The sequence below is a fragment of the Bartonella bennetti genome, assembly GCF_045945445.1.
Taxonomy (GTDB): domain Bacteria; phylum Pseudomonadota; class Alphaproteobacteria; order Rhizobiales; family Rhizobiaceae; genus Bartonella.
This window is the reverse complement of record NZ_CP174576.1, coordinates 1,087,928-1,111,323: the sequence shown is the minus strand read 5'-3', so window position 1 is coordinate 1,111,323 and position 23,396 is coordinate 1,087,928. Positions and strand designations below refer to the sequence as shown.

The following is a 23,396-nucleotide window of genomic DNA, read 5'->3' as shown; positions in this document are numbered from 1 at the left end:
ATGAAATTATTTTGCTTGCATTGAATAAAATAAATTTGAATTAGCTTAACGATACATTTACTCTATTTTGTGAAGATAGCGGACAATTAGATTAATTAATCATTTTAATTATAGAGTTATTTCGGTTCGTGTTGTTGAGTTTTTTATGACAATTGTTCAGCTACAAAAAAATCAGGTTTGTACTTCTTCACAGACGCAGTGGCGTAATAAAATCTTTAAAGGAGATTGTGTTGCAGTACTAGAAAAACTTCCTAAACATTCTGTTGATGTAATTTTTGCAGATCCTCCTTATAATTTGCAATTAGAAGGTGTATTGTATCGTCCAGATTACTCGCGCGTTGATGCAGTTGATGACGCGTGGGATCAGTTCGAAAGTTTTTCTGCTTATGATGCTTTTACACGCGCATGGTTGCTTGCGTGTCGTCGTGTATTAAAACCTAATGGGACAATTTGGGTTATTGGATCTTACCATAATATTTTTCGAGTTGGTACGGCGCTACAGGATTTAGGTTTTTGGATGCTTAATGATATCATTTGGCGAAAAAATAATCCTATGCCGAATTTTCGAGGGCGTCGCTTTCAAAATGCTCACGAAACGCTTATTTGGGCTGTTCGAGATCAAAAGGATAAAAAATATACATTTAATTATGATGCTTTAAAAGCCGCCAATGAAGATAGACAAATGCGTTCAGATTGGCTGTTTCCTCTCTGTACAGGTGCTGAACGTTTAAAAGATAAAATAGGACGTAAATTACATCCAACACAAAAGCCTCAATCCTTACTAGCACGGATTATTATGGCTTCTAGCAAACCTGGCGATGTTATTCTTGATCCATTTTTTGGTTCAGGAACGACAGGTGCTGTTGCCAAACTTTTGGGTCGTGATTTTGTAGGGATTGAACGCGAGCAACATTATATTGATGCAGCTTACGAGAGAATTGCTGTAGTTCAACCTTTAGCTAAATCAGAATTAGAAATTTTAAAAACAAAAAGGACAGAACCACGCGTAGCATTTTCTAGCTTGCTTGATGCAGGATTGCTTCATCCCGGAAGCATTCTTTATGACAAGAAGAAAGAAATATCTGCTATTGTTAGAGCTGATGGGACTATTATGTATGATGGTGAAGCGGGATCTATTCATATGATAGGAAGAAAGGCTCAGGCTTCGCAAAGTTGTAACGGTTGGACATTTTGGTATTATGAAGAAAATGGCCTATTAAAATCGATAGATGATTTAAGAATGATGATACGTTCACAGATGTTGAAAGCTAATATTATATGAGTTGCACTAATTTTAATTGCTGATAAAGCATTATTATAGTCAATTTTTATTTTATATAGGTGGGAAGTTATTTGAATTTAAAGGGAGAAGGAATAGCTATAGCAATGGCTTTTTTCATAACAGTAGGGAGTGCCTCTTTGGTAAGATGATGAATATCACACCACCAACCATTTTTAAGCTTTATTCCCCCAATATTATCTGCACAGTAGACATTAAGTTTTAAAGAAAAGTGAGTAAAAATATGTGTAATTTGTCCCTTAAGTTTCCAATTAGCAGAACAGGGAGCATTTTGCAGTCCATTTTCTTCATTTATCCCAATATTATTAGGAATTTGGGTCATGCCGTTGAGTAATTTTGTATGCTGTCGTTTTTCTAAGTAAATTTGTTTATTTTCATTGAGTATTACAAAAGCAGCACCAGTTTTTAAAGGACGTTCTTTTTTAGGAGCTTTTACTGGAAAAGCTTCTGTTGTCTGCGTTTTCATTGCTGTGCACAAATTTTGAAGAGGGCAGAGTAAACAAGATGGCTTACGGGGGGTGCAAATTGTTGCACCTAAATCCATCATAGCTTGAGCAAAATCACCAGGACGTTGCACATCAGTAATTTCAAGTGTTTTTTCTTTGATCTCAGATTTTGCTTTGGGTAATGTTGAAGTAATGGCAAATAAGCGCGTTATAACACGTTCGACATTGCCATCAACAACGGCTACAGGATGACCAAAGGCAATTGCAGCAATAGCTGCTGCAGTATAGTCTCCAATACCCGGTAAAGTGCGTAATATTTTTACCGATTGTGGAAATTTACCTCTATGATTTTTAACAAGTTGAATAGCACAATTTTTAAGATTACGTGCACGTGAATAATAACCAAGGCCCGCCCATGCCTTCATGATATCATCTTGTGATGCTTGTGATAAAGAGAAGAGATCAGGCCAAAGTTTTAGAAATTTTTTAAAGTAAGGTTTAACAGTTTCAACTGTTGTTTGTTGCAGCATAACTTCGGATAACCAAATTTGATAAGGATCAGGATAAATGCCTTTTATTTGTTTTGTAGGGGGCATACGCCATGGTAAATGGCGATAATTTTGATCATACCAAGAAAGGAGAAGTGAAGAAATTTTATACATCGTTGTTTTTAATTATAAACAAGTCTAAAATACAAAAAAAGCATATATTTTGCAATTTATAGTTTGCTTTTAATATTTAATGATAAAAATTCTAATTCAGTAAACGCAGTTTTTTAAGTTGTATTTATTATTAATTTTCAAAGTATTGGCTTTAAATATCGAAAAGAAAACAATTATGATTTAATAATAGTCTAGGCTGGAATGAGCAAAAAAACACAAAAATATCATTTTTATTCTATTGCTGAAATGGTATCCGAAATGCTTGATCCGATTTTACGCAAAAGGACAGGGCTTAATATAGCGCTCATAGAAAATTGGTCACAGATTGTAGGTCAGGATATTGGCGAACGTACAATGCCGATCAAAATTATTTGGAAAGGTCGTGCAGATCAAAATGAAACATTTCATCCTGCGACACTCGTGGTAGCATGTGAAGGAATCGCTACGTTAAAGTTAATGCATGAAACAGATGAATTGATTCAAAGAATTAATAGTTTTTTTGGGTATATCGCTATTGACCGAATCAAAATTGAACAAAAGCAGGTATCAGTTGTCACGGATTGTTCGGAAGTAGAGCTATTCCCAGATGAAAAAAATAAACAACGCTTAAAAAAAATGCTTGAAGAGATTGAAGATAAAAGTTTACACCAATCACTTTATAAACTTGGATATTGCATTTTTGTGGAAAAAAAATAATAAAGAAGGAAAACCATTTTATATTTCTTTCCCTTAATAAAGAGGTATTAGATTTTTATTTGTTTAAGTCGAACAGAAAAGTGTTATTTATGATTAATTATCGTTTCATCGTATCTTTCGTAATAATTTTTATTTGGGGTGTAACTGCACAGGTGCATGCAACTACAACTTTAGTAAGTAAAGCTGAGCCAGTAGCAACCATTGATATGGCTGAACTCCTTAAATCGGGTAAAGTTAAGGATAAAGTTGAGGGTGAAGACAATGCTCCTGTGATTATTATTGAATATGCTTCACTTTCATGCGCTTTTTGTGCCGATTTTTACAATGTAATACTTCCTCAACTTCGTAAAAAGTACATCAAAACAGGTAAAGTAAAACTTATTTTTCGGGATTTTGCTTATGATCCTCGGGCAACAGCGGGTTTTATGTTGGCTAGATGTGCTCCAGAAGATCGTTATTTTCCTTTGATAGAAGTTTTGTTTCAAAAACAAAGCGAGTGGGTTATGGCACCAGATGCTTTGGAGCCATTGAAAAAAATTGCCTTTATGGCTGGTTTTACTGATGAAAGCTTTAATGCGTGCCTAAAAAATCAATCTATTTTGAACGAAGTGAATGCATCTTTTGAACGTGGAAAAGAGCTTGGTGTTACAGCAACACCAACCTTCTTTATTAACGGTAAGAAGTATGAAGGTGCTATGTCAATGGAAGATTTCTTTTCAGTAATTGATAGTTTTCTTTAACAATATACATTGTTTCCAAAATGAAGATTGGTAATTATGATTGTTGGTCTTCTTATTGGAGGGGGGTACTTTTCATACCTTACTATAAGGCAGTATTTTATTTGGCTTCATTAATTTTAAAATCAAAAGACTATTTTTAATGATTAGCTTAAGTCAAGTAATATTTTGATACTGATAATTAAACGGATTTATACGATGGCAAAATGGGTTTATAGTTTTGGTAATGGTCAAGCAGAAGGAAGTGCGAGTGAATGTAATCTTCTTGGTGGTAAGGGAGCTAATTTAGCAGAAATGAGTAATCTTGGTTTGCCTGTTCCTCCTGGATTTACTCTTACAACAGAAGTTTGCAACTTTTATTATACTCATGATGGTACATATCCAGAAGAATTGCAGGAGGATGTTAGACAAGCGCTCCAACGCATTGGAGAACAGACAGGACGGGAATTTGCTCATAAACAAATGCCGCTTTTGCTTTCTGTCCGTTCAGGAGCCCGGGATTCTATGCCAGGGATGATGGATACGGTTCTTAATCTTGGTATGAATGACGATACTGTAAAAGCAATTGCTATACAAACCGATAATGAGTGCTTTGCTTATGATAGTTATCGTCGTTTTATTCAAATGTATTCCAATGTTGTTTTGGGGTTAGATCATTCGCATTTTGAGGAGATTCTTGATGAAGTAAAAGCACGTAATGGTTACGGTGTTGATACAGAAATGACAGCAGATGATTGGAAAAATATTATTATTCTTTACAAAGCATGTGTTGAAGAAAAGTTAGGAGAACCTTTTCCACAAGATCCTGAAAAACAATTATGGGGTGCGATTGGAGCAGTTTTTTCAAGTTGGATGACAGCGCGTGCAATTACTTATCGTCGTTTACATAATATTCCTGAAAGTTGGGGAACAGCAGTTAATGTGCAAGCTATGGTGTTTGGCAATATGGGTGAAGATTCAGCAACAGGTGTTGCTTTTACACGTAATCCATCAACAGGGAAAAAAGAACTCTATGGTGAATTTTTAGTTAATGCACAGGGTGAAGATGTTGTAGCAGGTATTCGTACACCTCAGAATATTACCGAAGTTGCTCGTGTTGCTGCTGGTTCAAATAAACCATCATTGGAAAAAATTATGCCAGAAGCTTTTTCACAATTATGCCAGATTGCGCATAAGCTTGAACAGCATTATCGAGATATGCAAGATTTAGAGTTTACAATTGAAAAGGGTAAATTGTGGATGTTGCAGACTCGTTCAGGAAAGCGAACAGCACGTGCAGCTTTAAAGATAGCAGTTGAGATGGTTGCGGAGGGGTTGATAAGTTGTGAAGAAGCGGTGATGCGGATTGAACCAAAATCACTTGATCAACTTTTACATCCCATGCTTGATCCCAAAGCAAAGCGATGTGTTATAGCACGTGGTCTACCTGCTTCCCCAGGAGCTGCAACTGGTGAAATTGTTTTTACATCTGAAGAAGCAGAAAGAGCATCAATAGAAGGACGGAAAGTTATTTTAGTACGTGTAGAGACAAGTCCAGAAGATCTTCATGGTATGCACGCTGCAGAAGGAATTTTAACGACACGTGGTGGGATGACGAGTCATGCTGCTGTTGTCGCTCGCGGTATGGGAAAACCCTGTGTTTCTGGTGCCAGCAGTGTGCGGATTGATTATAAGACAAATACAATGATTGCTTCAGGTCAGAGCTTTCAAAAAGGCGATATTATTACAATAGATGGTGGAGTGGGGGAAGTTTTAGAAGGAAAGGTTGCAATGTTGCAGCCCGAACTTTGTGGAGATTTTGCTCAATTAATGGAATGGGCTGATGGAATGCGGCGAATGAAAGTTCGCGCTAATGCTGAAACAGTGACTGATGCACATATGGGGCGTTCTTTTGGAGCTGAAGGTATTGGTCTTTGTCGTACTGAGCATATGTTCTTTACTGGTGAGCGTATCGTTGTTATGCGTGAAATGATTTTAAGTAATGATGAAGATGGACGTCGCAAAGCGTTGGATAAGCTTTTGCCAATGCAACGATCAGATTTCATTGAATTGTTTGAAATTATGTCTGGTTTACCTGTGACTATCCGTTTTTTAGATCCGCCTTTACATGAGTTTTTGCCAAAAACAGAAAAAGAAATTCTTAATGTTGCAATGGCAATGGGAATTCCTTCTGAACTACTTGTAGAACGTTTGCACCAATTACATGAATTTAATCCCATGCTTGGATTACGGGGATGCCGTTTAATCATTACTTATCCTGAAATTGCTGAAATGCAAGCGCGAGCAGTTTTTGAAGCGGTAGTAGAATCAGCTAAGAAAACAGGATCTCCTGTCATTCCCGAAATTATGATACCACTCGTGGCTCTTAAGTCTGAATTGGATTTTGTTAAAGCGCGTATTGATTATGTTGCTGGTGAAGTAATGAAGGAAAAGAGTGTTAATATTCAATACGTAGTTGGGACAATGATTGAATTGCCAAGAGCTGCTCTTCGAGCGGATGAAATTGCAGAAACCGCAGAATTTTTTTCATTTGGAACAAATGACTTGACACAAACTACTTTTGGTATTTCGCGTGATGATGCAGCACCATTTTTGACAACTTATTTGCAAAAAGGACTTTTGGAAAAAGATCCTTTTGTATCGATTGATCAAGATGGAGTAGGAGAGCTTATCGCTATTGCTTCAGAACGTGGGCGTTCTCAACGTGCGAAAATTAAATTGGGTATTTGTGGTGAACATGGAGGTGATCCTCATTCTATCGCTTTTTGTGAAGAAAATGGTCTAGATTATATTTCATGTTCGCCTTTTCGGGTACCGGTCGCACGTTTAGCAGCAGCACAGTCAGCAATTGCCAAAAAAACTTTTTATTAAAGTGATACAATCACTCATCGAGTAAAGTTGATATCTCCATTGTATAAAGTTGTTTTTATTACAATCTTTTATATTCATTTTTGATTTTGCATGTTTTATCGATATTTTTGATAGTATCTTTATAGATTAAAACAGTGCTTTAATTCTAAATGCTAGCAGGTTTTTTTATAAACGATTAATAAGGAACTATAAATTTGTACTATTAAAAATTTGTTCAAATTAATTATTACATAAATAATTTCTATCCTTTTCGACCTTGTCCTTTAGCAATAGAGCTACTACCTTCAATAATTTAATCTGGAATAGATATGAGTTTTTATAAATTAACCGGAACAAATTTTACTCTAAATTATTGATTGAATATTATAAACTTTCTCTTAATATAAAGATATAACTATAAAATTATTAGGGTATTAGTTTTGTTATCAGCAAGTACATATTCTTTAAAATAAAGCACACTAGGCTTATTAAAGAATCTTATTGATTAGTTGTTATAATCATATTTACATAGTACACGATGATGCAGTCATCTATCAGTTGTAAAAACAATTCAACGGAAATAGTAATAGAGCTATAAATCAACACCTAAATTTTTATTAGGAAAAACTGGCTGGGGTACCTGGATTCGAACCAGGGAATGCCGGTACCAAAAACCGGTGCCTTACCGCTTGGCTATACCCCAAAGACAACATAATCACACTAGCGTTCGCGCCTTATAACGATTTTTACAACTGTACGCAATATGTGAAAGCAGAAGTGCTCATTTTTTCTTCTTATAAAAGCTTATTTCTATCATGATATCATAAAAATAGATTATTAGCTTCTAAGAAAATTAGACTAAAAATTAATTTGATGTATATCAATCAAATATTATATTTTCCTTACAGTAATTATTCTAACATTCAATATCTTATTATTTATAGTATAAAATTCATAAATATCTATGTTTAAGAGCGTATACAAATCAAAAAAAATATTGTATTATTTTCAAATAATTGAAACATCATAATAATCTATAAAAATACTATTTTGGCAAATGTAATTACAGAAATTATTCAATTACAAAGCTTATAAAATAATTTATTGTGGCATTAATTTAAAATTGTAGAAAATATCTCAATTATCTGTCTTTTTCTTATATCAAAATAAAATAATTATTTACTTTGAAAATGTAATCATATTTTATAATTTTTATTCATCGTTTGAAGAAAAAGGAATAGAAGCTATTTCTGTATCAAGTGCATCCATAAAAGCGATGATGAAAGCAGCATTTGTACCAAAATCTCTTGGCAAATGACGCGAAGTAGCACGCATATCAACAAAAGTTGTATCTCCTTCATCTGTTAAGCGAATTACAATATCGGAAATAAAACCTAGGCAAATAGTTTTTGCTATTGTCGCAATATAAAATTCATTATCTTCGCTTTTGATACTTTGTTGAGCTAGCACAGGCCAGCCGCGGGCTGCTAAGACATTAAAAACTGATTTACGAATATAATCAGGTGAGCCGTCATAACGACGTCCTGACATTTCTGGCCATTGTGACATTTGTACTGTTGCTTGTTTAATTAAATCATTTTTGAAAGGTAAAGAATCACTAGGACGCAAAGTACGGAAAAAAACTGGTGGTTTCTGTGTATCAGTAGCAACATCATAAATAGCTGGTAAGGCAAACCACCATCCAGTAGATAGCACCAGTGGTGTGGCAGTGATTAACGAAAAAATGATACCTTTCAGTGCTTTCATTCCACCTCGAATACCATGTGTCCATAAATTATAGAGTGCTTTGATGGCAAGAAAAAGAGAGAGAAAAATACAGCAAGCAGAAAGGCTTACTAAAACGATAAAATCACTGAAACGAAGCATAGAATATCGTTGTAAAAGTGTTGAGAATAATAAAATAAGAAATGCCAATCCACTAAAACGAGGAGACCATACCGCTGCTCTTGAGGTAAACCAAACATATTCCTTTTTCATGAAACGTTTTTTCCCCAATAAAGTACTCATTTTATGTTTAATGATATAAGTAAATAGAGCACTTACTTTTGAAATCAAGAGCACTTTAAGTAATATACATTTTCAGTAATTAAAATTAATTTATTCATACGAATAAATATCAATTTGTTTTTTAGAGAATTTATGTTAAATAAGGGCGTTATTAGAAAAAAGAGAACAGTTTGTCGTAATATTATTTTTTTGTGGTTTTTTTAACAAAATGTGTTGTATTTAAATTTGGATTTTTTACAAATGAATATAAAATATTTAATGACGGTATCCATTTTAGTTATTAGTTTAACTTCTAGAATACAGGCAGCTGACATTATAGTTCCTTCAAATTTAAAATCAATTTCTGCTCCTGTTTATTCTTGGGAGGGTTTTTATCTTGGGGGACAGATGGGCGGCTTTTCTAGTTCTGCTATTTGGCAATATAATGATATAGATAAAACTAAAAAATGGAATTCGATTGATAAAGATTTTTCATCTGAGCTTTCTGGTATTACGGGCGGTTTCTACGCTGGTTTTAACTTTGATTGGGGTAATCGTGTTGTTCTAGGTATTGATACAGATATCGTTTTCTCTAATAAAAGGAATACAAAAGTTTTTGTTAAAAACAAATTTGAAAGTTTGGTCCCGCCACAAAAACCAACAGAGTTAGCGCGCGGTCAAGCGCCTGTACGTTCAATGTCGATTCTTACATCCGTGGGTGAGGAGATAGTAAGTACTTCGGACAAGGAAATGGTAATTAGCCCTCTATCTTCTTCTCCAGCTTCTTTTCCAGTCGTTACTCATACAGTAACACGTTCTGCGGCCGCCTCCATTGATCCAAGCAGTGTAAACATGTATACTGTTGACAGCGCAGGAGGCGAACTGAAACCTTCAGTTACCAGAGGAGATGTTGTTACCACATCTTCTTCAAGACGGAAACGATCAATAAGCAGGCAGGTTTTATCTAATCCTCAACCCTCTAAGCCTATCGTGGAAAAAGCTGTTTCTTCTGAGAGTAGATCACCAGTACCTGTTGCGAGAAGTACAAGTTCACCAAACCCAATGTTAAGACAGCCTAATCTTGTTGAAACATATACTCATACTTTAAAACAGAAATGGATTGGTACTTCACGGATACGTTTAGGTTTGTCCGCTGGTCGTGTTATGCCTTATATTGCTGGTGGTATTGCTTATACAAACATTCAAGGTACTTTTTCGAAGTCAATTAAGGAAGTAGGTAAGGGAAATACTTCTTCGAGTTTGTTCGATAGTGCAGAAACAATGATTGGTTATACTCTTGGGGGTGGTTTTGATTTTGCGATGACTGATCATATTCTGCTACGCTCAGAGTATCGTTACTCGGATTTTGGTGAAAAGAAATTCGATAAAATAAACCTAAAATACTATAAAACTAATGATTTTCGTATTGGTTTAGCTTATAAATTTTAATTTGTTGGAGTATGAAATTACTTAAAAGTTATATTTTTCTGAATGAAAACCTTCTTTAAGGTAGTTAGGAAGGAATCTTAGGATAGCTATAGAGGTAAGTTTTTCAGAATGAGAATTAGAAAATCCTATTTAAAATTTCATTATAAGGTTTCTAATAATTAAAAGATGTAATGCAATAGAAATATTATAATGTGTAAATTTGCTGTTGGAATATAGACTTTTCAAGTGAATTGTAGGAAGATTCTAGTGCAAGGTGATTGATTAGGCTAGCAATAAATTTATAGATAAGAGAGGTACAAGGGTGATTTAAAAAATATAAGTTTTTCTAAATTCCATCTCATTTATAAAAAGTGTATCTATATTTTTATGGATAAAGCTGTGAGTTTTTTGAATGAGGAAAGAAGATAAGGAATTTGGAAGTTTTGATTTTTTATTTCCTATATTTTTGTTCTTGTTTTGGTCTATTTCTGCAGTAATTCTTTAAAATATTATCAAGCGATAGGGGAAAAAATATATTGATGTAGAAGACAATCGGGGCATTTTTCTTGGTATGCACTATTAAAAAGAGAATAATGAATTTTAGTTTATACAATTTGGTTTCAGTATGAAAGCCATCATTGTTTAGTGATGGGCATAATAGGCAGGGCGTACAGGTTTTGGCGGAGTTTTTTTAGTGGAAGATATCCTAGTTTTATACTGATATCAAAGGTGATTTATCTAGTATAGCAAAAGCTGTGGTGATGAATGACAATATAAAAGAGAGAGCTGGAACTCGGGTTAAAAACGATGGAAATGAGTGATAATCTGGTTATTTGGTTTGATTTATTGTAGGAACAATAGCATTCAATTTGTACAACAATAGCAAATATGAAATTGCTGGTTTTGTTAAGCATACTTAATTAACGCTAGTACAGAAAGGTATACTGAATGGTGTCTTTCGTATTGCTATTGATGAAGTTTTTTTCTTATTGGCTTGAAAGGTTTGCAAGCACTATTTGTTTATAGTACAGATTGTTTTTTCAGTTGTCAGCTCGCTATAGAAATATAGCTAAGTCACTTGTTGGAGCCATTAAATAACAATTTTTTGTTTTAGAAACGCAGGGTAGAAATTGTTTTGGGGGTAAATCTATTATTGAACTTTTTAATATTATGCTTATGAAAATTGATGAATGAGAAGTATAAATATTGTGTGTAGCAGCTAAATGATGTTTCATTTGAGATCTTATTCAATATTTGTTTTATAGTTACTGTTAAAACTTTTTGAAAAAATTGCGGAAATTGGTAATCTAAAAAATTACATTTGATTTTTTCTTTGATTAAGTACATTTAATTTATTAATAATCTTCTTAAGATTTTAATTGAGAAAATTGAACAGATTTTTTGTTTAATTTGTTTAAAAAGTGTTGGGATTTATTTTACAGAATCTACTTAATATTCCAGAAGCTATTTAAACTGAGCTTGGGAATTGTGTTCAATATGTATTATACTCCATGTGAAGTTAAGGCGGTTAAGAGTTGCTGCTTCAACTTTTTGTGTTAATCTGTAGTTTGATACAATGAAGGCAATAGAATAGCTTTCTATAGGAGAAGAACTTATTTCAATTTTAGAAAAAGAAGCAGTTCTATCGGTTGTGCAACGGAATTAATTTTTTCTTCACATTCATAGATTAGGCCAATAATACAGAAGAAAGTGAGAAATTTATTGCCTCTAGTTTTATTTGGGATCAGTATGAACAGAGTATTAAATGTGTTTCGGCTTATGAGATATTATCAAGATCTAGAGAAAAAAACTTTAATTTCTAAAAAGTAATCGCTAGCAATCTTATTTTGGATACAGTGATAAAAGGAATAACAAGTTCAATCATAAATATGCTAGGAAGAGTTTTGTAAAGACAGGTAAGAATATTTTCGTGGTGTGTTGGCAATATTTTATGTCGAAAATGTAAGGGCCGATAGCTATTAACTATTCTTCTTTTTGTTATTTAAAAGTAATTTGATATTCTGGTAGATAATCAGATTAGGAATATTTATCAGAATATGATTGTATTCAAGGTAGTATCATTGATTAATGATCAAATATCTTCAAAAAGCTGTTATAGTGTATATTATTCAATTGATATCAAACATTATTCGATATTTGCTCTTAAAAATATTATAAGTATCAAATTAGATTTAGGAGTGAGATTAATAATTAGAATCGAGGAGATTTTTAAATGACTTTTAAATTAGCTGAGTTGCCTTATGATTATGATGCCCTTTCGCCTTATATGTCACGCGAGACACTTGAATATCATCATGATAAGCACCACCTTGCTTATCTTACGAATACTAATAATTTTATAAGAGATTTAGGCTTAGAAGATAAGAATCTTACAGATCTTATTAGAGAAAGCTTTGGAAAAAATCCTGGTTTATTTAATAATGCAGCTCAGTATTATAATCACAACCATTTTTGGAATTGGATGAAAAAAGGTGGTGGAGGACAAAAACTTCCTGCAAAATTAGCTAAAGCTATCGAATCTGATCTTGGTGGTTATGATAAATTCCGTGCAGATTTCATGGCAGCTGGTGGTGCTCAATTTGGGTCTGGTTGGGCGTGGGTTGTTCTTAAAGATGATAAACTAGAAATTATGAAAACACCAAATGGCGAGAATCCTTTAATTCATGATGCGCAACCTATTCTAGGTGTTGATGTGTGGGAGCACTCCTATTATATTGATTATCGTAATGCTCGTCCAAAATATTTAGAGGCATTTGTGGATCATTTAATTAATTGGGATTATGTTTTAGAACTTTATGAAAGCTATGGATTATAGGAGGAGGAGTGTATAGTTCATTATAATTAATAAAGGCTTCAAATTTATAGTTTATGAAGCCTTTTATAGGGTAAGATATTGAAGTTAGCAGTTATTTTTTCCTACTATTTTTAGAATGTATGCGTAGATATATGCAATCTCTTCTAATTTTGAGAAACGTCCAGCGGCACCTGCATGGCCTGTATCCATATTAATACGCAATAAAACTGCATTATCATCTGTTTTTAAATCACGTAATTTCGCTATCCATTTTGCAGGCTCCCAGTATGTTACGCGAGGGTCTGTTAATCCTGCAATGGCAAGAATAGGAGGATATTGTTGGGCCTTGATATTATCATAGGGTGAATAGGAGGAAATAAGATGATAATCTTCTTCAGATTCAAGAGGGTTACCCCATTCTGGCCATTCTGGGGGGGTTAGAGGCAACGAAGCGTCGAGCATTGTTGTTAGGACGTCTACAAAAGGAACATTTGCGATAATACCAGCAAAATCCTGTGGGGCTATATTTGCTATGGCACCCATTAACATTCCTCCTGCTGAGCCGCCATAGGCAATTAGTCGATCATGAGCAGTGAACTTATTATTGACGAGATGACGTCCACAGGCAATAAAGTCTGTAAACGTATTTTTTTTAAAGAGGTGTTTTCCTTTTTCATACCATTCTGTCCCCTTTTCTTTTCCTCCACGAATATGGGCAATTGCATAAATAAAGCCTCTATTGACTAGCGAAAATATATTACTATTGAAATTTGCAGGAATTGAGATTCCATAGGCGCCATAGCCGTAAAGAAGGCAAGGCGCATTACCATTAAGATCAGTAGTCTTATGATAAAAAAGGGAGATAGGGATTTTCTCTCCATCACTTGCAGTTGCCATAATACGTTGTGTTATATAATTATCTTGATTATGCCCAGAGGGAATGTTTTGCGTTTTTAAAAGAATTTTTTTACGATTTTTTATTTCATAATCAAAAACTTGATTAGGGGTTGTCATGGATGAATAAATAAATCGAATAGTTTGGCTGTTGTATTCAGCTGCCCCTTGTAGATCTAAAGAATAAGCCTCTTCTGTAAAAGCAATAGAATGAGTTTTTTTAGTGGTCCTCTCCATGATTTGTATACGAGGAAGCCCCTCAAATTGTTCAAGCCAAATTAGAAATTCTTGATAAGCATCATGGGAAAGGATGAGACGCCCCAATTGATGTGGTACAATTTCAGACCAGTGTTCTGATTGCGGTGATGTATATGGTGCTACCATAATTTTAAAGTCTTTTGCATTATCTCGATTAGTGAGAATATAAAAGACATCGCCTCCTTCTGTGAATGAGTATTCAATGCCTTTTTCTCTTTTTCGTACACATTGAGGAGAATTGAGAGGAGCATTGGCAGGGATCAGCCAGATTTCTGAAGTTTCATGATCATGAATATTAATATAAATAAAGTCATTCAGTTTAGAACCACTCACATATAGAAAAAATCCTGGGTCATTTTCACAAAAAATAAGTTTATCTTGAGCTTGATCAGTATTTAATCGGTGATAGTAAAGTTCTGAAGGGCGATGATTTTTATCCATTTTAGTATAAAAAAATCCTTCAGAATTGGCATCCCATACGATTTGTCCGGATGTATTAGTGATTGTATCAGGATAGTGAGGCAATACTCCAAAATTATGAATTTTAGTTGTATAATATTCAGAGCCTTTATCATCATAAGCCCATGCTGCATATTTATGATTGGGAGATATTTGAACTGTACCAAATTTGAAATAATCTTTACCATTCGCCAAAACATCACCATTAAGATAAATGTTTTTTTCTCCACCATTTCTTGGTGTGCGGAAATAATGTGGTTGTTGACCTCCGGTTACATAAGAGAATCCATAGGCAAAAGGTCCATGTTTTATAGGAACAGAACTGTCATTTTCTTGAATACGGCTTTTCATTTCTGAAAAAAGTAAGTCTTGTAATGGTTTTGTATCAGCCATTTGATCAGTCTGATAAGCATTTTCTGCTTCGAGATGTTGTTGAATATTTTTATCAAGACAGCTGATTTTTTTTAAAACATCTTGCCAGTTTGATGCACGCAGCCAATGATAAGGATCTTCGCGGTAAATACCGTGATGAATTTCTTTATGAATAATTTTGGGTGCTTTTGGAGGGAGTATAGACGAACGAGGCATGCATAATCCTATGAAGATATCAGTATTTTCTACGTGTTAAATCAAGATTATTGATAGATTAATTCAAGTCCAATGCTTAGTAGGCTTTTATTTATTTTTTAAAATATAAGTTAGGTAGATTTTACAATTTATGTACTATACTTTTATTCATGATATTTGTTTTTTTATTATTGAAATTAAAAATAATTCCTTAAATTATTTTTTTATTAAGAAAAGACTAATTTTTGATACAAAAATTGAAATTGACGGAACTAATACAGGGTGTAGTGTTATTATTTAAAACGAAAAGTTTTTTTATATTATAAATTTGCATTTGGCATTTCTAATTCTATGCTTTTTTATTATATAATATGACAACAAAGAGAAGTTTATTTGATTTTTTTGTGTTAACGCAATTTTATAAAATAATTGAATTGACAAAAAAGATTTTTGTACAATATGAACCTTATATGTGTATAATCTCGTTATTGCGAGTATAAATACAATGATGTCTCGGTTAAAATTAAAGGAAATAAGAATGGAACATCGTCCAGTCCTGGAGACTGAAAGCAATTTAGTTATTACGTTGGTTGCCGATATTGTTGCTGCTTATGTGAGTAATAATTCGATACGGCCGGCGGAAGTGCCAAGTTTGATTGCTGATGTTCATGCTGCTTTTCTAAAAGCGGGGAATATGACATTAGCGGAAGTTGAAGTCGAAAAACAAAGGCCTGCTGTTAATCCAAAACGTTCAATCTTTCCTGATTATCTTATCTGTCTTGAAGATGGAAAGAAGTTTAAATCTTTAAAGCGTCATCTCATGACGCATTACGGGATGTTGCCCGAGGAATATCGTGAAAAATGGCAATTAGACAGCTCTTATCCCATGGTCGCACCTAATTATGCGAAAGCACGTTCAGCTTTGGCTAAAGAAATGGGACTTGGACGTAAAAGCGAAAAAAAGAAAATCAAATAATTGCGTTATTTCAAAGATATTGTCTTAATTTGAAGTCTAGAAGTATTTTTTAGAAAGCGTGTTAGTGATGAAGATTTAATGTACTTTTGGGAAAAAGAGTCTTATTGTTATAGAAAGCTTTCTGCACGAATTCGTTTAATCATTGCTTTAAGGCCATTAGATCGTTGTGGCGTTAAGTTTTCGTTTAGACCAAGCTTTGCAAGAAGTCCTTCAACATCAGCTACACGGATTTCGGAAGCTTTTTTGCCTGAATAGAAAGCAAGAAGGATGTAGATCAGACCACGTACAATGTGAGCATCAGAATCTCCTTGGAATGTTAATATTGGATTTTCTGAGTTATCGCGTGAGGAAAAAAGCCATACTTGACTAACACAACCACGAACTTTGTTAGTATCGTTTCGCGCACTTTCTGGAAAAGGTGGTAATTCATGGCCAAGCTCAATTACATAGCGATAACGATCTTCCCAGTTATCAAGCTGGGAAAAATCCTCTATAATATCATCAATCGTTCTTGTCATAATAAACTTTTTCCTTGTTTTCTGAGGCGCTTTTATGATGCTTCTTGTTGACAGAATTATCTTATTTTTAATGAAGTTAATGAGAAGTATTAGAAGAAATAAGAGTATTTTTATAAGGTAATTTTATATTATTTATTTTCTTTTGGTTTTTTTGTATCTGTGCTGGAGCTATTTTTTTTGGGAGTTCTCGTGTTTTTATTGCTAAATGTATGGTCAAGATATTCATAGATAATTTTTGAACCATTACGTGCGCGTTCACCCATTGATCCTAAAAAGGATTTTCCGATTTTACAAGCCTCTATGTTTCGTTCACAGAACATTCCTAAATCATTTATAGTTTCCTTCAAAGCAATAATCATATCTCTTGTTGTTGCATCAGTTTCTTTAGAGGAGGAAGGGTTATTATTGTTTTGCTTCGTTGTAAAAAACGAGATGATTATAAAAATAAAAAATAAAAAAAATGCTGATTTTATTAAAAAACGTATCATATTAGACCAATATGCTGCTATTATAAATGAATATAAGGGTAACTTATAATATTTTTGATGTGATATTCATAATGCTTAATATTTTATGAAATTGAGCATTCATTTTGAATGATTTATCTCGTGAATGATATTATAAAATATATATTTGTGTTGTATATAAATAATATTTTGCCATTGTTTCATTAAAAATTGAACATTAATTTTGTCTGTAGATAGAAAGTGTTGAGAATGTATATCATTTGTATTTTAAGTAGAATATAAATAGGATTATTACATTATAAGAGGTATGAACAGCGGGCATCTAATGATATTTAGATTAATATGTAGAGTGCTGTGCAGCCGTTGTGTGCATTATGCTGTTTTTATGGATAGTTTTAAACAGAAAAGTATTTTATAAATACTCTCTTCTAAAATGGTTGAATGAAATTTTAGGCTTTTGAAATTAATCGGTAGAAATATAGAAAATTCTAGTAAAATACAGTGCATTTTTAATATTATAACGTAAAGCTAGTATTAAATTATAGATTAAAACCAGATAAGAGACTGATTTAGTTTTTAGTCTTTTTAAGTTGTTTTTCTCATTGTTCAAATTATTCATGAGACTTTCATATTTTTGCGAGTGAAATTTTATTTTATGGCAAAAGAAAAAATAACCAATTTGTGTTAAAAAGACTGAGTAGTTTTTTATTATCTTGAAAATTTCAAATACAGTTATAGATGAAGTCTATGAAATTTATTAAATACTAACAGCATGGGTTACCATTTGCATATTATATTATATCTGAAATAATTATACTAATTTACTGTTATACAAAGATGTAAATTTATTATTCCATTATCTTTGAAAAGTGTATGCTGTGTTTTACGATCAAGCTTAATTTGATTTTAAATGTTATCAAATATAGGTACAAAAAGAGTGTAATTAAATTAATTATACAATGCGATTGAGATAGCAATAGAAAAAATAATTGGATGAAATAATAGCTTAATATGAAATAAAATGCTGTATAGTAGGAATTTCTTTTAGTCGTGTGAAAGTTCTGTTGAATGTAAGATCAATGGATAGAGAGTGTAATATAAATATATCTTTCATTAACTGAAAATGAAAATAATATATGTTAGTTTCTATTATGGCAAATAAACGAAAGAAACAAAAAAATAATTCTGTAAAACAGAGGATTATTACTATAGTGTTTTTGGCAGTAATATTCCGTTTTGTGCTTTGGTTAATAAAACAGTTTTATCGCCATACATGTGCAAATGCTTGTTTAGTTATAGGATTATTTATTTTTATTATAAGTTTTGGATTTTTTATTATTAATGCCTTGTTTTCACAAATGAAAACGCATCAAGATGTATTGACTAATATAAATTTAGCATTGGTTTCAGCTGTAGCAGAAGATTCTATTTTATCTGAAAAACAAATAAGAAACAAAGCAGATTCTCATATAATTTCTGTTTCTATTTCAAGTAGTTTACATTAAGATTTATCTTTGTGCTTGCTCAAAGAGCTATATCAGGAAATCTAGTGGATATGCAGAGGCAATTAGCAAAATTAAATTTTATAGTGGTCTTCTAGATGAAGTAAGTAGCGCCAAATATATATCATATTAGAGCATAGTAGGAATAGAAAATGATCCGTAAGCATTTATCAAAAAAATATTTTATTATAAATAATCAGAGAATTATAGTTTTTATTTATTAAGTACAGTGGGTTAAGATAGCAAATGCTTCAATAACGACATTGAATGCTTTACTTAAAGAAGCTATTTTAAATGTTGTATTGTCGATATTATTTTGAGAAAGGGAGCTTTATATATTTTTAGCTCTTAGAGAAATAATCATTTGTATAGAAGATTAAAAAACTGAGAATGATCTTAAATAGTCAAAAATATTTATACTTTCCTATAATAGAAAATTGATTACAAGATTTTGATTAAAATACTAAAGTTGGTTTGTTAAATTAACGATCAGGGCAATTTTCATTTATTGAATATACGACAAGTTGCTTTTGCAAGAAAGGATTCACTTTCTTTTTTTTCAAGTGGAGATGGAGTGAATACGCGTAAAATAGTAAAACCTTCATTTGATTTTTGAGAGACTAAAACTGAATTAAGAGTATGCTCAATTTTTGATTGTTTGAGTTTTGTTATTTGTAGAGGGCTTCCGATAATAAGATTGAGCTTAGCATTTGGAGTTGTTTTATCATTGAGATTGTAGAAAATAATTCCTTCGCTTGTATAGGCTGACAATGACCAAAATTGTGTTGTTTGCGGAGCGGTTAAGTGAACAGGACCATTTTCCAGATTAAATTTGCATACTTTAAGAAGAAATAAAGGATCCATAGATTTGCGAATAGGATTATATGAAGCCAAGTCAACAAATTGATAAGGAGGCCCTATTTTTTCAAGGCTTGTCCATATATTATTTCGTGTGTAATGAGGAATTAACAGTAAAATACCAATATGAACAATGATCGTACTGATGCCTATCAGAAGAATTGTATGAATGAATTTAAACACATTTTTCTCCTGATGGAATTCGTTCTACAGAGGGCATTATAGGTTTTCGTAGTGCTGTTGTAGAGAGAATTGAAGTGTCATATAAGTTCAGGATAAGTCCAAATTCTTTTTTACTAGTTGATGCAAGCCAATTGCCTGTTTGCGGTGTTGGTGAGATATTTATCCGTAATGAACCATCATTTTCATAAATTACGTTGTAGGTGTGGAGTGCAGAAGGAGTATTGTTGGTTGAAGTGTACGGTTTAAGGAATTTATCAGCTGTATACAGAGTAAAGAGACGCGTTTCAGAAATGTGTCCTTTAAGTAAATAATGGCAGCCGGGGCGTAACGGATGTCCCTGGTTATCTGTCCAAAGTTGGAAAATGAGATTTTCTGGATATCCAAGGGAAATATCGCCATGCTTTGCAGTGTGTGCGCGGGTGTAAGGATCAGCTTTAGCTGTTCCTATATGTAAATAGCTCTTCCATTCTCTAATCTTTAAATACTCAAAATTGATGGCAGTATTGAGCATATAATTAATGCTGAATATTCCACATAAAATGGAAACAACGAAGATTAGAAAAGTAAAAGTGATATTAAAAAGCACTGTAGGATACTCAAATTGCATTTGTTGAAGAAAAAATAGTTTTCGTATTTGATAAGGTCATATTTGGTAGTTTTTGTAGGTCTTTGTTGATAGAACGTATAGCGTTTAATGTTGCTGCTGAGAGTATTTGCGGCAATTTAGAAGTGATATAAGGATTATTATCATGGGAAGAATTAATTGGTGATTGATAAGGTAAAATAGAATTTTTTACTCCATAGAGTGGTTGGAGAACTATATTTTGATGTGCATAGAGCATAATGCGATGCCATATCATGGCAGGAATAACACCACCAAAAGCGCGATTCATAGATGAAAAATCATCATTTCCCATCCATACAGCGCCGGTATAATTACCAGTAAAGCCAACAAACCAAGCATCACGGTAGGCTTGTGATGTTCCAGTTTTTCCAGCAACAAGTGACATGGGCAGCGCTGCACGTTTACCAGATCCTCGTGTTGTAACGCCGACCAGCATTTGATTCATATAAGCAGCTGATTGTTGACTGATAACTTGATATAATTTGTTACCATTATGTGCCCAATCCCATATTACATGACCATCTATTGTGCTGATTCGTGTAAAACCGTGGCGATTTCCAGCTATGCCTCCATTAGCGAAGACATTAAAACCAATTGCTTGATCCATTGGTGTCATATTGGATGTTCCTAAAACCATGGTTTTGTGTGATAAAATATGAGAATTAATACCCATATTTTTAATCAAATTTCTGATTGGTTGAGTATCACGATTAAGATACTGGTAAGTAATATGGACAGGTACTGTATTAATGGAAAAGGCTAAAGCGGTTGCTAAATCGACATTGCCGATATAACGGCCAGAATTATTTCGTGGCGACCAACCGCCCCAATTGATAGGTTTATCAGATACTATAGTATTGGGGGATAAACCATGTTCTATTGCAGTTGCATAAACGTATGGTTTGAATGAAGAACCAGGCTGTCGACCACCTTGTGTTGCTCTATTAAACTGGCTTTTTTCATAATCAAGTCCTCCGACAATTGCACGTACAGCTCCGTTATTATCAAGAATAACGGTGGCTGCTTGTGTTACGTGATATTGTTGACCGTATTGGTATAGATAATATTCGATTGCTTCTTCTGCTGCTCGTTGAATATTTGGGTCAAGAGTGGTTTGAACAATTAAGGTATGGCTTGGTAATTGATTGCTGATTTGGCGTATTTCATCAAATACCCAATCAAGAAAATAATTAGGCTGACTGTTTTTGACTTTTGTAATAATCTTAGCAGGGTGGCGGTATGCTTTGATAATTTGGCTATCCGTCATAAAATTACTGTCAACAAGATTAGATAGAACTGTATTTGCACGTGCTTGTGCAGCAGGTAAGTTGCTATGAGGAGCATATTTTGTTGGTGCTTTAAAAAGACCAGCTAATATCGCAGATTCTGCTAAAGATATGTTGCGTACATTTTTATCAAAATAAAATTTTGATGCCGCTGCAATACCAAAATTATTTCCTCCCATGTATACGCGTTCAAGATAGAGTTGCAAAATTTGTTTTTTGCTGAGATTTGCTTCCAGCCATAGAGCAAGGTAAGCTTCTTTAATTTTGCGTGTTATAGTTCTTTCATGTGTTAAAAATAAATTTTTCGCGAGTTGCTGTGTAAGAGTTGAACCACCTTGAACGATAATTTTAGCTTGTATATTTTGTGTAATTGCTCGTATAAGACCATAAAAATCAATTCCCCAATGATGAAAAAAACGGCGATCTTCTGTTGCAAGAACTGCTTTGATAAGATAATCAGGCATTTCCTCAACAGGGACAGATAGAGCTGGTAAAGCTCCACGGTGTCCAATAGAATTTCCATAGCGGTCTAGAAAAAGAATGGAAAAATTCTTGGATGAATACCAATCTTTTTTTGTTAATTCAAAAACAGAAAGACCAACGATGGTGAATAAAGTAAAACCAATCAACCCTAATGTTAATGTTTCATCGAGGATTTCAACGATACATCGTTTCCATCCTCGTATATGAAAACGTTGCGAAATAAGAGCTGTTCTATTCCAGAAGAAATTGTGAGAAGTACGGATATTGTAAAGTGTCGTGTCTAGCCATGCGTCTAATTCAATAAGTTTAGGGCTATGGAATGGTTTATTTTGTTGGATTTTCTTTTTTTTCAAAAAATCAAACATAAAAAGCCTATGCTAAAGTAATGCAATTAAATAATCTAATAATAATTATATGGAGTATAAGAACTTTTTTGCTATAGGCATGACAAAAAAAGAATGTATTTAGAACTTTGATACTTAATTTATTTGACACATATATTTAGTTTTGCAGGTCATTTAAAAAATGAATTTATAATTACTAAAATTTTAATATTACGATATATATAATAAGATTATATTTTTCTTTGTGTAATTTTAATTTAAGAAATAAACTAATTCGTTTATTCGTTCTCTATTCGGATAATATGACTTATAAAAAATTTTCTTTTTTGTGATATTCATAAGTCTTATTGATTTAGATTTTGTTTTAGCAGCTGACTGTATTAAAATAGGAAAAAAGTTGCTATGCAACAAAGAGGAACATTAACTCGTTCAACACCGAGTGTTGAAGATAGCAAAAATATGTGTGTGGTTGTGATTGCTTTTTCTCTGCATAATGGAGATAAATCACGACGTGTTGAGGTTGTTATTGCTGCCAATTAACTTTTTCAGGTATAGTAATGCCTATTTTAGGAAGTACAAAGCCTTATGATGCTTGTTTTAATGTTAGCAGTGCGTGATCTTTGGTCTGATAAGGTATGTCGTGTTGATGCGGTTGTTGGTGATTATGTCGTTAAGTCATTCCATTTAGAGGAAGTGATGGCACGGTTGCGTGCTTTAATTCGCCGTTCGATGGGATATGCAACAAATATGTTATTTTGTGGGGAGGTTTTATTAGCTGTTAAAACTTCTCGTGTTTTTATTGGTGGACAGTTAATTAATTAACATCATATGAATTTCGGCTTCTGTCTTATACCATGCATCATAGCGATAAAATAGTTTTAAGGACAGAGTTTATTGAGCACCTTTATGATCAGGATTTTGATAAAGATTCGAATACGATTAAAGTGTTTGTAAGGCAGTTGCGTAAAAAACTCAGAGTAGATTTAATTGAGACTGTTCGTGGGTTAAGCTATAGAATAAATAATGTTAGGTGAC

17 protein-coding genes, 1 tRNA gene and 1 pseudogene are annotated in these 23,396 nt (G+C 33.2%); 10 read left to right on the top strand and 9 right to left on the bottom strand.

Going from position 1 to position 23,396, the window contains the following annotated elements:
- Positions 1-145: 145 nt before the first annotated feature.
- Positions 146-1,282 carry a site-specific DNA-methyltransferase gene (locus ACJTDF_RS04965; RefSeq protein WP_407965218.1) on the top strand — a complete coding sequence of 379 codons (1,137 nt, stop codon included), beginning with the start codon at positions 146-148 and terminating at the stop codon, positions 1,280-1,282.
- Between the two features lie 67 nt (positions 1,283-1,349).
- Here the strand turns inward: ACJTDF_RS04965 and mutY are convergent, their stop codons facing one another.
- Positions 1,350-2,408, bottom strand: a complete 1,059-nt coding sequence (gene mutY, locus ACJTDF_RS04960; protein WP_407965217.1) for an A/G-specific adenine glycosylase — start codon at positions 2,406-2,408, stop codon at positions 1,350-1,352.
- Between the two features lie 201 nt (positions 2,409-2,609).
- On the opposite strand from mutY, the gene ACJTDF_RS04955 reads away from it, so the two are divergent.
- From ACJTDF_RS04955 to ppdK, 3 genes are all read left to right on the top strand, one after another.
- The gene (locus tag ACJTDF_RS04955; RefSeq protein WP_407965216.1) at positions 2,610-3,104 is read left to right on the top strand and encodes a DUF721 domain-containing protein; all 495 of its coding nucleotides are present in this window, start codon (positions 2,610-2,612) and stop codon (positions 3,102-3,104) included.
- A gap of 89 nt (positions 3,105-3,193) precedes the next feature.
- Positions 3,194-3,844: a DsbA family protein gene (locus ACJTDF_RS04950; protein WP_407965215.1), complete on the top strand. Its 651-nt coding sequence runs from the start codon at positions 3,194-3,196 to the stop codon at positions 3,842-3,844.
- Between the two features lie 195 nt (positions 3,845-4,039).
- Entirely contained in the window at positions 4,040-6,712 is a 2,673-nt protein-coding gene (ppdK, locus tag ACJTDF_RS04945) for a pyruvate, phosphate dikinase (protein WP_407965214.1), read from the top strand.
- A gap of 607 nt (positions 6,713-7,319) precedes the next feature.
- On the opposite strand, the gene ACJTDF_RS04940 is transcribed toward ppdK, so the two are convergent.
- Together ACJTDF_RS04940 and ACJTDF_RS04935 are read right to left on the bottom strand one after the other, a co-directional pair.
- Positions 7,320-7,394: transfer RNA gene (locus ACJTDF_RS04940), tRNA-Gln, on the bottom strand.
- A 509-nt stretch (positions 7,395-7,903) separates the two neighbouring features.
- Entirely contained in the window at positions 7,904-8,689 is a 786-nt protein-coding gene (locus ACJTDF_RS04935; RefSeq protein WP_407965213.1) for a DUF1499 domain-containing protein, read from the bottom strand.
- 270 nt (positions 8,690-8,959) lie between these two features.
- Here ACJTDF_RS04935 and ACJTDF_RS04930 point away from each other — a divergent pair, with 270 nt between their 5' ends.
- Complete coding sequence (locus ACJTDF_RS04930) at positions 8,960-10,147, top strand: outer membrane protein (RefSeq protein ID WP_407965212.1); 1,188 nt, start codon at positions 8,960-8,962, stop codon at positions 10,145-10,147.
- Positions 10,148-12,359: 2,212 nt separating this feature from the next.
- Positions 12,360-12,962, top strand: coding sequence for a superoxide dismutase (locus tag ACJTDF_RS04925; protein ID WP_407965211.1), 603 nt, complete (start codon positions 12,360-12,362; stop codon positions 12,960-12,962).
- Between the two features lie 84 nt (positions 12,963-13,046).
- On the opposite strand, the gene ACJTDF_RS04920 is transcribed toward ACJTDF_RS04925, so the two are convergent.
- Complete coding sequence (locus ACJTDF_RS04920; RefSeq protein ID WP_407965210.1) at positions 13,047-15,140, bottom strand: S9 family peptidase; 2,094 nt, start codon at positions 15,138-15,140, stop codon at positions 13,047-13,049.
- Positions 15,141-15,657: 517 nt separating this feature from the next.
- Here ACJTDF_RS04920 and ACJTDF_RS04915 point away from each other — a divergent pair.
- On the top strand, positions 15,658-16,095 hold the full coding sequence (locus tag ACJTDF_RS04915) for a MucR family transcriptional regulator (RefSeq protein ID WP_249675450.1): 438 nt from the start codon (positions 15,658-15,660) through the stop codon (positions 16,093-16,095).
- A gap of 107 nt (positions 16,096-16,202) precedes the next feature.
- Here ACJTDF_RS04915 and ACJTDF_RS04910 read toward each other — a convergent pair whose 3' ends face one another.
- A complete protein-coding gene (locus ACJTDF_RS04910) occupies positions 16,203-16,613 on the bottom strand; it encodes a SufE family protein (protein WP_407965209.1) in 411 nt (136 codons plus the stop codon).
- Positions 16,614-16,741: 128 nt separating this feature from the next.
- Positions 16,742-16,972 (bottom strand): DUF5330 domain-containing protein, encoded by a 231-nt coding sequence (locus ACJTDF_RS04905; protein ID WP_407965208.1) that lies wholly within the window; start codon positions 16,970-16,972, stop codon positions 16,742-16,744.
- 1,259 nt (positions 16,973-18,231) lie between these two features.
- Here ACJTDF_RS04905 and ACJTDF_RS04900 point away from each other — a divergent pair.
- Positions 18,232-18,585 (top strand): hypothetical protein, encoded by a 354-nt coding sequence (locus ACJTDF_RS04900; protein ID WP_407965207.1) that lies wholly within the window; start codon positions 18,232-18,234, stop codon positions 18,583-18,585.
- A gap of 498 nt (positions 18,586-19,083) precedes the next feature.
- On the opposite strand, the gene ACJTDF_RS04895 is transcribed toward ACJTDF_RS04900, so the two are convergent.
- Genes ACJTDF_RS04895 through ACJTDF_RS04885 form a run of 3 tightly spaced genes read right to left on the bottom strand, consistent with a single transcriptional unit; the run spans position 19,084 to position 22,382 of the window.
- The gene (locus tag ACJTDF_RS04895) at positions 19,084-19,623 is read right to left on the bottom strand and encodes a hypothetical protein (RefSeq protein ID WP_407965206.1); all 540 of its coding nucleotides are present in this window, start codon (positions 19,621-19,623) and stop codon (positions 19,084-19,086) included.
- Positions 19,616-20,209 (bottom strand): DUF1214 domain-containing protein, encoded by a 594-nt coding sequence (locus tag ACJTDF_RS04890; RefSeq protein ID WP_407966228.1) that lies wholly within the window; start codon positions 20,207-20,209, stop codon positions 19,616-19,618. The genes ACJTDF_RS04895 and ACJTDF_RS04890 overlap by 8 nt, the downstream gene beginning before the upstream one ends.
- A gap of 10 nt (positions 20,210-20,219) precedes the next feature.
- Positions 20,220-22,382 carry a transglycosylase domain-containing protein gene (locus tag ACJTDF_RS04885; RefSeq protein WP_407965205.1) on the bottom strand — a complete coding sequence of 721 codons (2,163 nt, stop codon included), beginning with the start codon at positions 22,380-22,382 and terminating at the stop codon, positions 20,220-20,222.
- A gap of 381 nt (positions 22,383-22,763) precedes the next feature.
- Here ACJTDF_RS04885 and ACJTDF_RS04880 point away from each other — a divergent pair, with 381 nt between their 5' ends.
- Both ACJTDF_RS04880 and ACJTDF_RS04875 read left to right on the top strand, forming a co-directional pair.
- Positions 22,764-22,901, top strand: a complete 138-nt coding sequence (locus tag ACJTDF_RS04880; RefSeq protein WP_407965204.1) for a hypothetical protein — start codon at positions 22,764-22,766, stop codon at positions 22,899-22,901.
- Positions 22,902-22,949: 48 nt separating this feature from the next.
- Positions 22,950-23,395: pseudogene (locus ACJTDF_RS04875) on the top strand (winged helix-turn-helix domain-containing protein); the annotation flags it as partial.
- Position 23,396 lies beyond the last annotated feature (1 nt).